The sequence below is a fragment of the Candidatus Avelusimicrobium stercoris genome (genome assembly GCF_002437085.1).
GTDB lineage: Bacteria > Elusimicrobiota > Elusimicrobia > Elusimicrobiales > Elusimicrobiaceae > Avelusimicrobium > Avelusimicrobium stercoris.
Genome location: NZ_DJOA01000042.1, coordinates 5,180 through 20,878, shown reverse-complemented (window position 1 = coordinate 20,878; position 15,699 = coordinate 5,180). Strand labels below are relative to the sequence as shown.

Sequence of the window (15,699 nt, the reverse complement as noted above, 5' to 3'; positions counted from 1 at the left end):
ATCTGTCAAGCCTTTTTAAACTTCCGTTTAAATCGCTCAACCCTTACTACTCTTTTATTTAAGCATTTTTTTATCTGGTTTGTCAAGTGCTTTTTAAAAACTCTTGAAAACTTGTAGTATGCTTACTGACTACATTTATATTAAAACATATTTAAATCAAATTGTCAAGTCTTTTTACTGCTTTGCAAACTCATCTCGTTTGCGTATATTTATTATATAACATATCAAAAATATTTTGCAACTATTTCTTTAAACCCCGTCGGTATTTCTCCCCCCACGCGGCCATTTCTTTTAGCACAGAGTCTAGGGATAAACCCGTTTTGGTGAGTGTATATTCCACCCGCGGTGGCACCTCGGCAAACACTTTGCGCGTGAGCAATTTATTTTCTTCCATTTCTTTTAGGTTGCTTGTAAGCACCTTTTGGGAGCACCCCACGCTCTTTTTCAGTTCGCCAAAACGCTTCGTACCCGTCAGTAAATCCCTTATAATAAGTATCTTCCACTTATTACCTATTAATTTAAGTAGTACCGCCACCGGGCAGGGCGGCAAATTCTTTTTAGTAAGCATATTTCTATTATACCGCATTAGTTACTTTTTGGCTACTAGCATACAAAAAAGTGCCTACTTTACAAAATAAACCAATAAAGGCAAAATATCTAGTGTCATCCTGGGGACAAAAGTTCCCCTTATATATAAAGGAGAAGAATATGAAGAAAGTTGAAATTAAAAATTACAAAAACGAAAAAGGGCAATTTATGTCCGCCAACGGGGCCGAATTTACCGTAAAGGAAATTATTCCGCATAGCGATATTTCCACCCTGCACGCAAACTTCGTGGAAGTGCAGCCTGGGCACTTTGCCTATGGTTACCATTGGCACGAAATGAACGAAGAAGTTTTCTATGTCATTTCCGGTACCGCAGCCGTCCAACTGCACGACAAGGAAGTAACCTTGAAGGCGGGCGACGCGATTACGTTCCCCACCGGGCCGGAAGGCGCGCACGTCATCCGCAACGCGTCCGCCACCGAAAAATTGGTGTACTTGGATTTTGGAAGCGAACACTTGCCCGAAATCTGCCATATGCCCAAGGTAAATAAGGTAATGGTCATCGGCAAAACAGGTATGGCCATTTACGACGAAGCCGCTAAATAGTTTTGTCCTGCTGCTAACAGCCTCCGCACACAAGCGGGGGCTTTTTTATTTTCTTCTTGTAATTTGCCGCAAATTCTACGATAATATATAAAGTTATATAAGGAGAAGAAATGACCTCGGAACTTTATAAAAATTTGGCACTACGCCCCACGGCGGACAAACTTTTGGACGGCAAACGCTTTTTGCTGGCCCGTTTATACTCCCTTTTTCGCAGGAGACCCTAATGCGCATTAAAATAAAAAACCCAAGCACTTATATTTCTTTGCAGGAAATCCTCGTCGTAGTGATGTTTATGGCATTAGGCTCTTGTTTCTTTTTTATGTTGGGTGGTGAGGTTTCTTGGCAATCTTACAATGCCCTTGTGGCGGAAATGAGTAAAGGGGATGTGGTGGCGCTTCTTGTCTTCAAGGCGCTGCCTTTTCTCGTGCTATTTTTTGTAGTTGGTATCCTCTACCGTCTTGTAAAACGCTTTTCGCCGTCTGGGAAATCCACCCCTTCTATCCGTGTGGTAGAATTTTTACCCGAAGGCGTAAAACTGGAATATAACAAAGGGGTTCTGCCTGTTTTTTTGCCGTATAAGGAAACCCATTTCTTCCTCACGATTACCGCCTTTGATATGCCTACTAAAAATGGGCACCGCCCGGTGGTAGGTTCGTGCAAAATCTCGTTTACGCAAGAGAATAAAAACTTTGCCTGTGAGCATTTTTCCGCTAGACCGCTTGTATTTATCCCCCAATTATTGGACGAGCGGCACCGCTTTGCATCATTTACTTTCTTCGTAAACCCAAAGAGTTCATACAGTCCGCGCGATGAAGAAGCCGCCAATAAAATCCGCACACTCTTTCAAGATTACATAGACTACGGCATTTTATGCCCCTATAATAAGGAAGCAAGATATGTTTTTCTCGCTACGGGAATATTTTGCCTTCTGCTTATCGGCTTTCCCCTTTCTTTTTTCTGGTTCAAAATGCCATTTGCTTTCTGGCCGGTTCTGCTTATTACTTGTGTGCCGCCCTTTATTGGCGTATGGATGATTTTCAAAGCCGTTAAAGCCATAAAACAGGCCAAAGAACTGGAACGCCGCAAAAAAGCCGCCCAAGTAAAGTAACCCATTTTAGGCTTTTACAGCAAACACAATTTATTTATAATATAGGAAAGAAACCAGGCGGATCAGTCCGTCATAAGGGGGACGTATGGATATCACCACACTTAATAAACAAGTCCAGCAGGAAAGTATATTCTTACAAGATTTAAAGCGCGAAGTCGGCAAGGTAATTGTAGGGCAGGAAGCGTTGCTTGAAAAAATGCTCGTAGCCTTACTGGCCGACGGACACATTTTGATTGAAGGCGTGCCGGGCCTCGCCAAAACCTTGGCCGTAAAGACCTTGGCGCAAGCCATCCACGCCCAGTTCCAGCGTATTCAGTTTACGCCTGATTTATTGCCTGCCGATATCACGGGTACGCTTATTTTTAACCCCAAGGATGGGCTCTTTTACCCCAAGCGCGGGCCCGTATTTTCCAACTTTGTACTGGCCGATGAAATCAACCGTTCCCCGGCCAAGGTGCAAAGCGCGCTCTTGGAAGCAATGCAGGAACGGCAGGTAACCATCGGCGAACAAACCTATAAATTGCCGTCCCCCTTTATGGTGCTGGCCACGCAAAACCCCGTGGAGCAAGAGGGAACTTACCCCTTGCCGGAAGCGCAGGTGGACCGCTTTATGCTTAAAGTAATGGTAACTTATCCCACCAAGGAAGAAGAAAAACTGATTTTGGAGCGGATGTCCTCCCACCAAACCATTACCGTAAATACCAATGTTACGCCGGAAATGATTTTAAAGGCGCGCCAAGTAACCGATTCCATTTATGTAGATGAAAAAATCAAAAACTACATTGTGGACCTCGTGTTTGCCACCCGCGACCCTAAATCGGCCAAGTTGGATAATTTGGCTTCGTTCATCGCCTACGGCGCCAGCCCGCGCGCGACCATTTTCCTTACGCAGGCTGCCAAGGCCTACGCGTTCTTAAACGGGCGCGGCTTTGTAACGCCCGAAGACATCAAGGCTATCGGTTTAGACGTGCTGCGCCACCGCGTACTGTTATCCTACGAAGCGGAAGCCGAAAACATCACGTCCGACCAAATCGTTAAACAAATTTTTGACGCGGTGGACGTACCGTAGTTCTTGGCTTGGGGGATAAAATGGATACCGCGGAAATTTTAAAAAAAGTACGCCAAATAGAAATCCAGACGAACAAACTGGTGTCGGAAACGTTCGCCGGGGAGTATTTAAGCGCGTTTAAAGGCCAAGGCATTGAATTTGCCGAGGTGCGCGAATATACCCCGGGCGACGACATCCGTTCCATTGACTGGAACGTAACCGCCCGCACGGGCATCCCCTATATTAAAAAGTACAATGAGGAACGCGAACTGACGCTGATGATTGCGTGCGACGTGTCGGCGTCCCAGCGTTTCGGCTCTACGGACAAATTAAAGCAAGAACTGGCGGCGGAACTTTCCGCGCTGTTTGCCTTTTCCGCTATCAAAAACAGCGACAAAGTGGGCTTAATGTTGTTTTCAGACAAGATAGAACTCTTTGTCCCCCCAAAAAAAGGCAAAAAGCACGTCTTACGTCTCATCCGCGAACTGGTGGCTTTTGAGCCCGCCGGGCGCGGTACGGACATTGGCCTGTGCTTAGAAACGTTATCCAAGGTAATTAAACGCCAAGGCATTTTGATTTTAATTTCCGATTTTTTGGCGCCCGTTTCCTCATTTTCCAAACCCTTTAAATTAGCGGCCAAAAAGTTTGATTTAATCCCGGTAGTTATCCAAGACAAACTGGAAAAGTTTATCCCCCCCGTGCCCGCGTGCATAGACGTAATAGACCCGGAAACCGGGGAAGAAGATTTTTTGTGTCTGTCGTCTAGTGAACTAAACGCGGCGCTGGCCGAGCACGCGGAACACCAAAATATCAACCTGCGCGCCCTTTTTAACCCGTACAAGATTGAGCCTATTTTCGTCCGCACCGACCAAGCGCCGGCGGACCCGGTAATTGCGTTTTTTAAACAACGCGCCAAAAAAATAAGAAAATAATATGAAAAAACTTTTTACCTTATTTTCCCTTTTGTTTTCCTTTGCTCTTTGCGGGGCGCAGGAAATACACTTAATTGAACAAAAAGCCGTGGATAAAGTTCCCTTTGCCGCGCCCTTTGCTCTGCAATTTAGTTTAAGCCACACGCCGGGCTACGAGGTAAGTGTGGACGAAAATTCCCTTTCCAAGGATTTTGAAATTACCCAAATGTCCGCTAAACAAAATTCGCCCGGCACGCTGACATACGATTTTACGGTGCTCCCCTTTACCTTGGGCAAATCCACCTTTACGGTTACGTTTAACCTCGTGCAAAACGGCCGCACCGCCGCCCAGACAAAGACCGAAGCCTATATAGACATTACCCCCGCAAAAACCTTTAACGACAAAAACCTGCGGGAAATCCGCAATCCGTCCATCCCCGCCGGGTGGCTGGCGTGGCTAATTGCCGCACTATTGTTAGGCGCGCTTATTTATGTACTGTATGCGTGGCACAAAAAACTGCACGAAAAGGAACTCTCCGTCTCCGCCGAACCCGAGGACCCGCGCCCCGGCAACGAAATTGCCCTCTCGCAAATTGACGCGTTATTAGACAGCGGGCTGTGGGAAAATGCCCAATACAAGGTATTTTACAACACCCTTACCGACATTTTGCGCGAATATTTATGGCGGCAATTAAAAATAGACGCGTCCGCCGATACATCTGCCGAAATTTTAGCCCGCATTAAAACAATGCCCAAGTTGGCCCCGCTGCGCACGCAGTTGCGCCAATTTTTAAGTTCGGGCGATCTCGTAAAATTTGCCAAGGCCGTACCCAGTTTGGATACGCGCAACCGCGATATCCAACTCTTGCGCGAAATTATTGTGGAAACCTCGCCCAAGGAACTAGCCCCTGCGCAGGAGGTTAAAAAATGATTTATTTCTTTTTAATCAGCGTTTTGCTCTTGCTGGGCGCTTTATCGGCCGGGCTTATCACCCGCCGAGCGCCCAAAGCGCAGGCAGTTTGCACGGCGGCAGCCGCGGCTTTATGCGCGGTATCGCTGGGCGGCCTGCTGTTTGAACGCTTATCCGACGGGCGGGCGGAATTTATGCACCCGTGGGCGTTTTTACTGCTTATTATCCCCTTTGCCGTGCTTATCACGCACACCGTATTAAGGAGGGCGTTCAGCCGCCAAATTTCCTATCCCTTGGCGCATTTAATGGTAGAACAAACCTCCCTGCGCGTACTTTTTACGCGTTGGGTGCCTATTTCGCTATATACAGGCGCACTTATTTTGATGACAGCCGCCCTCGCCCGGCCCGTAAAAGTGGACCGCACCGTCGTTCCCCCCACCGAGGGCGTGGATATTATTTTGTTAATGGACGTGTCTGCCTCTATGCAAAAGCAGGACTTTTACCCTAACCGCTTTGTAGCCGCGCAGGAAACCGCTGCCCGTTTTATTAAAAAGCGCCCGACGGACCGTATTGGCCTAGTGGCCTTTGCCAAACAGGCAATGCTGCAAGCCCCGCTCACCTTGGACCACGAAGCACTGCTGGAATATTTAAGCACCTTATATTTAGGCGTAGTGGACCCCAACTATACGGCTATCGGCGATGCGCTCGCGGTGGCTTCCAACCATTTAAAAGACAGCAAGGCCAAAAGCAAAATCGTTATCTTACTGACGGACGGCGATTCCAACGCCGGAACCATTGACCCGATGCTTGCCGCCAAGGCCGCGGCTTCGTATGGTATCCGCGTTTACACCATTGGTACGGCCAGCGCGCCCCAGCAAAGTTTGTATTCCAGCGCACAGGACGAAATTAACGAAGGGCTGATGTTGGAAATAGCAGACGCAACGGGCGGAAAATTCTTCCGCGCCAAAAACGAGGCGGAACTCGCCAAAATTTACGATATGATTAACGAACTGGAAAAAACACAATTCGCTCCCAGTTCCACCGTCAACCGTACTGATTTTTACCAACCGCTTTTGCTGGCGGCGCTTTTGCTGGCGGGTGCGGCGTTTATCTTGGAAAAACTATTTTTAATAAAGGTGCCCTGATATGGAACTTTTTGCAAATCCTTGGTTTTTGGTTTATTTTATCCCGGCGGCCCTGCTGGCGTGGCTGGTGGCGTGGTCGGGCAAAAAATTAAAAAACCGCTTGATTGCCACCCTCTTCGGCGCGCAGGCTTACCAAAAATTAACCGCCAACTTGCGCCCAGTTACCTGGAAGCGCAGCGCGTGCTTCGGCCTCTTTTTATTCTTTTTATTTGTGGCCTTAGCCGGGCCCCAATGGGGTACGGAAGTAATAGAGGTGCAAGGCTCATTTGCGCAAACGGTTATCGCGGTGGACGTTTCCACCTCTATGCGCGCGCGCGATTTAAAGCCCGACCGCTTGGATAATGCCAAGACAATGCTCAAAATGCTCGTCAACAATTTAAAAGACGAGCGTATCGGCATTTTGGCGTTTACCTCGCAGGCGTATGTCCAATGCCCAATCACCACGGACGAAGACGCGCTGACCTATTTTATTAACTCCTTACAGCCCGATATGCTGCCCGTACCGGGAACCTCGTTAGCTGCCCCGGTCAATTTGGCGGCCCGTATGCTGGCCAAATATCCCGGGCAAAAGGCCCTTATTTTGCTGACGGACGGAGAGGACCACTCCCCCGAAGAATTGAAAGTCGCGCAGGAAACCGCCCTTAAAAACGGCATCCGTGTGATTGCTATCGGTATCGGTACCAAAGACGGCACATTAATCCCCGCCAAACTGGACGCAACGGGCAAGATTTTAGAATATAAAAAGGACAAAACGGGCAAAACTGTTGTTTCTAAACTGGATGAAAAAACGCTGCTCGCGCTGGCGCAGGCCACCGGCGGCGCGTATATTGCCTACACCACGCCCGCACAAGTGGCGGCCAAGGTGGAAGCCTCGGTAAAAGGGCTAGACAAAACCTCCGCCCGGGCCGCGTCGCGCGCGGTTTACAAGAACCGCTACGCCCTTCCGCTGGCGCTGGCTATTTTGTGTTTGGCCGCGTTTCTGCTGTGGCCGCGCGGCAATAAGCGAAATAATGCCCAAAAAAGGTAAAATAGACTTATGAAGAAACTTGCTTGCTTTTTACTTATTCTCTCCGCTTCGTCCGCCTTTGCGGGCGTGCGCGGGGATTTGCGCGAAGCGGGCAAGTTATACCAAGATAAAAAATACGGCCAAGCCTTGGCTAAATACCAAACGGCCTTGCAAAAAGCCCCCCATAAAGAGCAAGCCTCTTTCGGCGCAGGGGCGGCCTCGTACTATTTAAAGGATTACCAAGCGGCCGAAAAAGCCTTTGAAAACACCGCCGAGCAAAACGGTAAACTCCGCCAAGACGCGCTCTTCAACCTAGGCAACGCCTACTACCGCGCAGGCGATAAGGAAAAAGCCGTTTCCGCCTACCGCCAAGCCATTGTCGCCAATCCCAAAGACAAAGAGGCCGTGCACAATTTGCAACTGATTATTGAGCAACAGCAAAGCGAGCAAAACCAGAACAACCAAAACCAGCAAAACAGCAACAATAACTCCTCTAACCAAAGCAAGCTGGACCAAAACAACAAGGGCCAAGCCCCACAGGATAAAGGGCAAGAGGAACAACCGTCCAAGCCCCAAGATACAATGAATAAGGACGATGCGGACCGCGTAATGCAAATGGCGCGCGAAAACGAATACAAAAAGCCCACCCAACCGGGCGAGGCGCAAGACCCCACGGTGGAGAAGGACTGGTAATATGCTTAAAAAACTCCTTTTTTCCCTTTGTTTGCTGTTTTTTACCGGGCTTGCTTGGGCGCAAATTTCAGTATCGGCTTCGGTGGATAAAACTTCGCTCACGCTGGATGACGAAATCACCCTAACCGTAACCGTACAGGGGGCCGTCAGCCCGCTGACAATGCCGCAACTGCCCAGTTTGCCCGCGTTTAACGTCTATTCGCGCGAAATTGACCAAACCTCTATCAACGGCAAAAGCACCTCGGTCTTCCGCTATGTAATGCTGCCACGCTTTGTGGGCAAGGCAGACATTGGTGCCGTAACCGTTAAATATAACGGAAAAACCTATAAGACGGACCCGATTTCTATCAGCATTTACCGCAATTCCCAAGGAGTGCAAAACAACCGCCCGGCCACCAGCACAGGCCGTGCCGTAACCAACGGGACATATGACTCATCCATTAATACGGCCGCCATTTCGCGCCAAGTGCAAAAGGCGGACGAAAGCCTGCCCTTGCTTACACAAAATTTGATGAACCAAGCCTACGCCCGCGGAAATGAAAATTACTTTTTGGTATCCGCCGTAAGCAATAAAAAACCCTATGTAAACGAAGCCGTTACCTTAGCGGTACGCTTTTATTATTCCCGCGAATTTTACGACGCCCCCTACCAAAAACCTGCCGTGTATAACCTGTTTATGGAAGATGCCGGATCGGCCGAAGGGACCCAAAGCATTAACGGCGTGCTGTACCGCTACAACGAACAACGCTACACCGTTACGGGGGCAGCACCCGGCGCGGCCTCTATAGGAGAGGCCGTCGTGCAATACCGCACCGGATCCGCGTCGCTTTCTCCGCTGGACCGCCTGTTTGGCGGATCAGCCCTAGGGGCGGAAAAAACAGCCACATCTAAGGAAATTTCACTCCAAATCCGACTGCTTCCTGCCAATGGAAAACCGAACTCCTTTTACGGCGCCGTAGGTCAGGGTTATACCCTTTCCGCCGGAGCCGACAGAACACAAGTGGAAGCCGGGGAAGCCGTTACGGTTACCGTTACGGTAAAGGGCCCGGGCAATTTAAAGGGCACAGGCGATTTAAACTGGCCGCAGATTCCCGGATTTAAAATGTACCCCGCGGCGGCTGCCGCAGGTTCCTTACCGTCGTCTGACCAAGTACGCGGGTATAAGGAATTTAAAACGGTGCTGGTGCCGTCCGCTTCGGGCATTTACGTTGTCCCGGGCGTTAAATGGTCTTATTTTAATCCGGCTTCCGGCCAATACAAAACTTTACAAACGGAACCCATTACAATATCTGTTTCCCCCTCCACCAAAAAGGAAAGCGGCTTTGATTTCGGTTCCGTAGCCCACACGGGGAGCGGCTTTCAAACCTTAGGAAAGGACATTGCCTATTTAAAAACCTCTTACGCGCCGGAACCGTCCGTACTGGCCCGGTTAAGTGCGTGGCAGGACGTAAACTGGGCCGCGCTGGTAATTTTGGGCCTTAGCGTATTTTTTGCTTCCTTTGGCCGGAAATCTATGGCCCGCAAACGCGCCTACACGCACGCTAAAAATTTGCTTAAACGAGCGGTGTCCGACGAACAGGTGGCCGAGGCCTTATCTGGCTATTTGCAACAAAAATTAAACATCGGTACGGGCAGCCTGCCCCTGCGCGCGATTGTAACCGCTCTGCAAAAAAGCGGCGTTACTCCCGCCACCGCCGAAGCTTTTTCTTTGCTTTGGCAGCGGCTGGAAACGGCCCGCTTTGCCCCCGGCTCTCCCGACGCGCTAGACCCGCAGAATCTGGCCGCACAGGGGTTAGACGTATTAAAACTAATGGAGGAAGAAACCAAATGAAACACTTGTTTATTTTAGTTTTTGTTTTACTCGGGTTTACTTCTGTTTTTGCCCAAACGCCCCTGCAAAATGCGGAAGAGTTTTACCGCCAAGGCAAGTTCTCCGCCGCCTTGGGCCTGTATGAATATGATTTAAAATCTCACCCAAACGACCCTTATGTTTACTACAATATAGGTAATTGCTATTTTAAAATGGGCAGTATGGGCTTGGCCGCCGCGAATTATTACCACGCCTTTAAGTTGGCCCCGCGCAACACGGATATCCGCAATAATTTAGCCTTGGCTTTATCCGCCGGGGGCGAAAGTTTGGTTCCTGCCGGGGTGCCGCCCATATTGCATAAGGCGTTTTTCAGTTTGTCTTACAGCGAACTAAAAGGACTGACAATGGTTTTATGGTGGGTGTTCTGTTTGCTCGCGTGCGTATGGGTTTTAAAACGCCGCGGCGGAAGAATTACCGCAACCGTGGCCGTAGTATTTTTGCTTTCGGCCGGATGGTTTTATATGCGACATAAGGCCGAAACGGAACCCTTGGCCGTAGTAGCCGCTCCGGTGGCGGAAATACGCAGCGGGCCGGGAACCAATTTCCCCGCCAGCGCAAGCGTAGCACAAGGGCACCTTTTAACCGTGCAGGACGAAAAGGATTCCTGGTACGAGGTTATTGTAAAATCCCAGGGGATTAAAGGCTGGGTGGATAAAAACGCCATTGAACAAATTTAAAGGAGTTAAAAATGTTTGTAGAGCAACAAGCCGACGAATTAATTAAAGCCGTTGAATATGTAAAAGAACACCTTTCGGACAAGGTGGAAACCTTGGCCGCCGAGGTGCTAAAAGCCTTTAAAAACGGGCATAAAGTAATTTTAATGGGCAACGGCGGGAGCGCCTCCGACGCGCAGCATATTGCGGCGGAATTTGTGGGACGCTTTAAAAAGGAACGCCCGTCCCTGCCGGCGCTTGCGTTAAACACCAACTCCTCCACCCTCACCGCCATCGGCAACGATTATTCTTACGATGTGGTTTTTTCCCGCCAGATTGACGGGTTTGCCCAGCCGGGCGATGTGGTCATCGGTATTTCCACCTCCGGAAATAGCAAAAACGTTTATTTAGCCTTGGGCCTTGCCAAACACAAAGGCTGCTTTACGGCGGCTTTTTTGGGCAAGGACGGCGGCACTATTAAGGATATGTGCGATTTGCCGCTTGTGGTAAACGTAAAGGATACGCCGCATATTCAAGCCTGTCATATTTTTATGGGCCATTGTATGTGCGATTTAGTGGACCAGGCATATTAAATTTATGAAAATAGCAATAGGATGTGATCACGCGGGATTCCCGCTGAAAGAAACCGTAGCGGCTGTTGTACGCCGCTTGGGGCACGAAGTAATTGATTGCGGCACGTTTAGTTGCGAACGCGCCGATTACCCCGACTACGCCGACAAAGTGGCCAAACTGGTGGCTTCCCAACAAGCCGACCGCGGCATTTTGCTGTGCGGAAGCGGGGTAGGTGTGTGCATTACGGCCAACAAAACCAAGGGCGTGCGCGCGTGCGTCTGCCACGACGCGTACAGCGCCAAACAAGCCGTAGAGCACGACGCGCTCAATGTTTTATGTATGGGTGCGCGTATCATCGGCTCGGCCGTGGCCGAGGAACTGACCGAACGATTTTTAAACGCCTCCTTTTTGACGGGAACCCGCCACGAAATGAGGCTAAATAAAGTTAAAGCGATTGAAAACGCGAATTTTAAATAAAAAATAAGGATGGAACGTATGAATACACAAGCAAACCCGATGGCCGAAGGAATTGTCCGCGAAGGGGAAATTAAACTGGAAGGATTAGAGTTTAATACCAAATTCTGGGCCAAGGATCCCACTCTTTGGAAACAAGATAAAGAAAGTATGGACTTTATCGTCAAGTTTTTAGGCTGGCAAAAAGTCTATAACTGGACGTTGGAACGCATTGACGATGTACTCGCCTTTGCCGAAGACGTAAAACAAAATTTCAAACATTGCGTAATTATGGGTATGGGCGGTTCCTCGCTCGCGCCCGAAGTGTTCCGCACCGTATTCGGTAAGCAAAACGGCTGGCCGGAACTTATCGTGTTAGACACCACCAACCCGGACTGGATTGGCGCCGCCCGCGCCCGCATTAACCCGGCGGAAACCTTATTCATCTTCGCCAGCAAATCCGGTGGCACGGTGGAACCCTCCTCCCAATTCGCTTATTTCTACGACGAAGTAAAGAAAGCCGGCGTAAAAGAACCCGGTAAAAACTTTGCGGCTATCACTGACTCGGGTACCGGGTTGGAAGCGCTCGCCAAAAAGAACGGCTTCCGCAAAACCTTTATTAACCCCTCGGATATCGGCGGCCGTTTTTCCGCCTTGTCCTTCTTCGGCATTGTGCCCGCCGCCATTATGGGCGTAGATGTAAAACGCTTACTGGCCATTGCCAAAGAACAAGCCGAAACCTTCGGCCCCGAAGCCCCCGAAAAAGGCAACGCCGCCGTGCAGTTAGGCGCTTATATGGGTGCTTGCAACGTCAACCACAGCAAGGACAAAATGACCCTTTTAACCCCCAAAGATTTCGCCACTTTCGGCTTGTGGGCCGAACAGTTGGTAGCCGAATCCACGGGTAAAGAAGGTAAGGGCATTGTTCCGGTGGCGGGCGAAACGCTCACGCAAAACTTTGACTACCGCGAAGACCGCTTCTTTGTGCACTTGTCCACGGGCAGCGAAGACGACAAACGCGTCAGCGCCATTGCCGCCGACTTGGCTGAACGCAGTTACCCCGTGTTCACGATTAAAATGGACGACGTCTATCAATTAGGCGCAATGTTCCTGCTGTGGGAAATTGCCACCGCCGCCGCAGGCGCTATTTTGGGCATTGACCCCTTTGACCAACCCAACGTACAAGACGCCAAAACCCGCACAAAGAACCTCTTGGCCGACTTGGAAAAAGGCAATGTGTCGCCCGAAACAACCGCCCCGATTTTGGTCTCTTCCGACATCGCCGGCGAAGTAAAACTGGAAACCTTGGCCCAAGACCTGTATTCCCTCTTGGAAAGCAACGACTATGTGGCCTTGCTCCCGTATGTCTATCCGTCCGAGGAAACCGAAAAAGCCTTGCTCGGTCTGCGCGACAAAATTATGCTTCGCACCAAACGCGCCGTCTTGTTTGGCTACGGGCCGCGCTACCTGCACTCTACGGGCCAGTTGCATAAAGGCGACGGAAACAACGGCGTATTTTTGATTTTGTCCGCCGAACCGGCCAACGATATCAAAATCCCGGGCCAGCACTATACCTTCGGCCAACTCTGCAATGCGCAGGCGTTGGGCGATTTCCAGGCGTTGCAGGCCAAAGGCCGCCGCGTGATTAAAATTCACTTGGCGCAGCCGCTGTTGGAAAGCATCAAAAAAATCAGCGACTTGTTCTAATTAACCTATCAGCAAGGCGGTTCCTGTAAGGGCCGCCTTGCTTTTTTATCTATGACCAAAGTATTTATTCAAACCTACGGCTGCCAAATGAACGTGGCCGACTCCGACGAAATGTTTGCGCATTTAGCGGCGCGCGGCGCGCAATATACCGACCAGTTGGACGAGGCCGACATCGCCCTTATCAATACCTGCACCGTGCGCGACCACGCCGAACACCGTGCCGTATCGTTCTTGGGCCGTTTGGCCGCGTGGAAACGGGAAAAGCCGGGCCGCGTGATTATCTTTGCGGGCTGTGCCGCCCAACGATTAGGGAAAGCACTTCAAAAGAAATATCCCTTTTTAGACATTGTTTCCGGCGCCAAAGAAATTGAACACTTCGCCGATACCTTGGATGCCAGCGGCCTTTTTAACGCGCCCGGGCAAGAGCATAATTTGCTCGCTTCCGGCTTAACGGGATATGTAACCATTATGCGCGGGTGCAATTTTGCCTGCTCGTACTGCATTGTGCCCAGCGTGCGCGGACCCGTAAAATGTTTGCCCGTAGCGGATATTTTGGCCGACGCCGCCCAAAAAGCCAAGGCGGGCGCCAAGGAAATTATGCTCTTGGGGCAAACGGTCAACGCCTATCAATTTGAAAATACTTCCTTTGCTGATTTATTAAACCAAGTCAGCCGCTTGCCCGGCGTGGAGCGCGTGCGCTTTACGAGCCCGCACCCCATTTATTTTACGCCGGAATTTTTAGCCGCCATTAAGGATAACCCCAAAATCGCCCGCCACGTCCATTTGCCTGTGCAAAGCGGTTCCACCAAGGTTTTGCAGGAAATGAAACGCGGCTACACGCGCGAAATATTTTTGGAAAAAGTCCGCGCCTTGAAGGACTGCGGGTTTAACATTTCTACGGACATTATTGTAGGATTTCCGACGGAGATGGAAGACGATTTTAAAGAGACGCTCTCCCTCGTGGACGAAGCGGGATTTTTTGCGGCCTATTGCTTTAAATATTCCCCCCGTCTGGGTACTCCGGCGGCCAAAATGAAGCTCTTACCGCAAAATATACTGGAAGAACGGCTTGATATTTTGTTAAATAAAGTAAGAGGTTTATCCGACGCGGCGTATCAAGCGCAGGTCGGCACCGTGCAGGAAGTGCTTTTGGAAAGTGAAAACAAAGGCCGCTCTTCCGGCAACTTTTGGGTAAAGACGAGTAAGTCTTACCCCGTTGGCTCCGTCGTAAAAACCACTATTGATAAGGCCGACGGAACCTTATTATTTGCGAGGGACTAATTTTATGAAACAACATTTTCCTGAAAAACGCAGACATCCGCGTATGCCGGTCATCAGCAATTTGATTGAACCGGTCAACTTGCATTACAAAACTGCCGACGGTAAGGAAACGTCCTTGGTCGCCATTTTGGCGGACTTGTCCGCTTCTGGTATGCGTATGATTAGTTTTTTGGGCGCGCCGCTGGCCGACAAATTTTCCATCAGTTTGCAACTGCCCGGCACGGGTAAAATGGAAGTGCAGGCCCGCTTGGCGTGGGTGAAACAGCGCGAAAATGTATATACGATCGGTATTGAATTTGTAAAAATGGCCGAAAAAGACGCTAAAATCATCAGCGAAATGGCGGATGATTTTAACGATTGCGACACGCGCATTTTGCTCAAACTGCCTGAGGTTTGCGTAGGCACCTGCAAATGCAACAAAATCTGCAACAAAATTCAAAAGGACGAAGCCCTTTTTGAAGGCAACTAGTTTCCAAAATCGCAAATAACCTATAAAAACCCCCGGCACCAACCGGGGGTTTTTATATTTATCGCAGAGAGTAACTGTATCCCGTTTTTCCAGAATCACTACCGCTTGGACTATCTCTTCCCGACAAATTTTGACAAATTCTATTAGGAATATCTCCAACATCCAAGGAAGGGGCCCAACAAGAGGTATCTTCATATATGTAAAATTTTACTAAGGAAACGTGATTTTTTTTCTCCTCACAGACAACCGAATTGCTAGGGTTGCCGTTTGCATCCGTATCTCTAAGGTAGCAAAACATATCACTATTGCCCACTTGTGTAGAAGTATATTTTTTAAACCCGGCGGGCAGGGCAATAACCAACGAATCAAAATTGGTGGCATAGCGGTTTGTTTGCATATAAAAGTGCTGTTGGGCTTGGTCCACCGCGCGCATAAAGGCGTACATCGTCGCCACGCGGCTGGTTCCTACCGCCACCCGGTACGACGGCAGCGCCGCCGCGGCCAGTATGCCAACAATCAGTATAACAACCAAGAGTTCTATCAAGGTAAAACCACGACAAACAGCCCAAACGCTAGATTCTGAAACTCTACTGTCCGCAGGGTTCGGGGATCCGTTGTTGTCGTTTTCTTTTTTAAATAACAACAGATCCTGGACTACGACTTTCCAGGATGACGACAAGAATAAAATATTCATAAAACCTTTCATTTTTTCTCCTTGTT

Annotated in this window: 17 protein-coding genes; 15 read left to right on the top strand and 2 right to left on the bottom strand. The window is 49.4% G+C overall.

The window, feature by feature from the left end:
• Window positions 1-241: 241 nt before the first annotated feature.
• Window positions 242-568, bottom strand: a complete 327-nt coding sequence (locus tag B2118_RS06280) for a winged helix-turn-helix transcriptional regulator (RefSeq protein ID WP_428054247.1) — start codon at window positions 566-568, stop codon at window positions 242-244.
• A gap of 140 nt (window positions 569-708) precedes the next feature.
• On the opposite strand from B2118_RS06280, the gene B2118_RS06275 reads away from it, so the two are divergent.
• From B2118_RS06275 to B2118_RS06205, 15 genes are all read left to right on the top strand, one after another.
• Window positions 709-1,152 (top strand): cupin domain-containing protein, encoded by a 444-nt coding sequence (locus tag B2118_RS06275; protein ID WP_428054245.1) that lies wholly within the window; start codon window positions 709-711, stop codon window positions 1,150-1,152.
• A gap of 223 nt (window positions 1,153-1,375) precedes the next feature.
• The gene (locus tag B2118_RS06270) at window positions 1,376-2,260 is read left to right on the top strand and encodes a hypothetical protein (RefSeq protein WP_428054243.1); all 885 of its coding nucleotides are present in this window, start codon (window positions 1,376-1,378) and stop codon (window positions 2,258-2,260) included.
• A gap of 85 nt (window positions 2,261-2,345) precedes the next feature.
• Complete coding sequence (locus B2118_RS06265; RefSeq protein WP_428054241.1) at window positions 2,346-3,329, top strand: AAA family ATPase; 984 nt, start codon at window positions 2,346-2,348, stop codon at window positions 3,327-3,329.
• A gap of 20 nt (window positions 3,330-3,349) precedes the next feature.
• Window positions 3,350-4,240, top strand: coding sequence for a DUF58 domain-containing protein (locus B2118_RS06260; protein ID WP_428054239.1), 891 nt, complete (start codon window positions 3,350-3,352; stop codon window positions 4,238-4,240).
• Between the two features lies 1 nt (window position 4,241).
• Window positions 4,242-5,150 carry a hypothetical protein gene (locus B2118_RS06255; RefSeq protein WP_428054237.1) on the top strand — a complete coding sequence of 303 codons (909 nt, stop codon included), beginning with the start codon at window positions 4,242-4,244 and terminating at the stop codon, window positions 5,148-5,150.
• Window positions 5,147-6,274 carry a vWA domain-containing protein gene (locus tag B2118_RS06250; RefSeq protein WP_428054235.1) on the top strand — a complete coding sequence of 376 codons (1,128 nt, stop codon included), beginning with the start codon at window positions 5,147-5,149 and terminating at the stop codon, window positions 6,272-6,274. Before B2118_RS06255 ends, B2118_RS06250 begins: the two co-directional genes overlap by 4 nt.
• A gap of 1 nt (window position 6,275) precedes the next feature.
• Window positions 6,276-7,301 carry a vWA domain-containing protein gene (locus B2118_RS06245; RefSeq protein WP_428054233.1) on the top strand — a complete coding sequence of 342 codons (1,026 nt, stop codon included), beginning with the start codon at window positions 6,276-6,278 and terminating at the stop codon, window positions 7,299-7,301.
• 9 nt (window positions 7,302-7,310) lie between these two features.
• Window positions 7,311-7,973 (top strand): tetratricopeptide repeat protein, encoded by a 663-nt coding sequence (locus tag B2118_RS06240; protein ID WP_428054231.1) that lies wholly within the window; start codon window positions 7,311-7,313, stop codon window positions 7,971-7,973.
• Window position 7,974: 1 nt separating this feature from the next.
• Window positions 7,975-9,804 carry a BatD family protein gene (locus B2118_RS06235; protein ID WP_428054229.1) on the top strand — a complete coding sequence of 610 codons (1,830 nt, stop codon included), beginning with the start codon at window positions 7,975-7,977 and terminating at the stop codon, window positions 9,802-9,804.
• Window positions 9,801-10,520 (top strand): tetratricopeptide repeat protein, encoded by a 720-nt coding sequence (locus B2118_RS06230; RefSeq protein WP_428054227.1) that lies wholly within the window; start codon window positions 9,801-9,803, stop codon window positions 10,518-10,520. The genes B2118_RS06235 and B2118_RS06230 overlap by 4 nt, the downstream gene beginning before the upstream one ends.
• 11 nt (window positions 10,521-10,531) lie before the next feature.
• Entirely contained in the window at window positions 10,532-11,089 is a 558-nt protein-coding gene (locus tag B2118_RS06225) for a D-sedoheptulose 7-phosphate isomerase (protein WP_428054225.1), read from the top strand.
• Window positions 11,090-11,093: 4 nt separating this feature from the next.
• Window positions 11,094-11,546 carry a ribose 5-phosphate isomerase B gene (gene rpiB / locus B2118_RS06220; RefSeq protein ID WP_428054223.1) on the top strand — a complete coding sequence of 151 codons (453 nt, stop codon included), beginning with the start codon at window positions 11,094-11,096 and terminating at the stop codon, window positions 11,544-11,546.
• 18 nt (window positions 11,547-11,564) lie between these two features.
• Entirely contained in the window at window positions 11,565-13,229 is a 1,665-nt protein-coding gene (locus B2118_RS06215; RefSeq protein ID WP_428054221.1) for a glucose-6-phosphate isomerase, read from the top strand.
• Window positions 13,230-13,280: 51 nt separating this feature from the next.
• On the top strand, window positions 13,281-14,510 hold the full coding sequence (miaB, locus tag B2118_RS06210; protein WP_428054219.1) for a tRNA (N6-isopentenyl adenosine(37)-C2)-methylthiotransferase MiaB: 1,230 nt from the start codon (window positions 13,281-13,283) through the stop codon (window positions 14,508-14,510).
• Window positions 14,511-14,514: 4 nt separating this feature from the next.
• Window positions 14,515-14,979 carry a PilZ domain-containing protein gene (locus tag B2118_RS06205; protein WP_428054217.1) on the top strand — a complete coding sequence of 155 codons (465 nt, stop codon included), beginning with the start codon at window positions 14,515-14,517 and terminating at the stop codon, window positions 14,977-14,979.
• A 58-nt stretch (window positions 14,980-15,037) separates the two neighbouring features.
• Here B2118_RS06205 and B2118_RS06200 read toward each other — a convergent pair.
• Window positions 15,038-15,699: type IV pilin protein (locus tag B2118_RS06200; RefSeq protein ID WP_428054215.1), on the bottom strand; the 662-nt coding region annotated here is incomplete at its 5' end.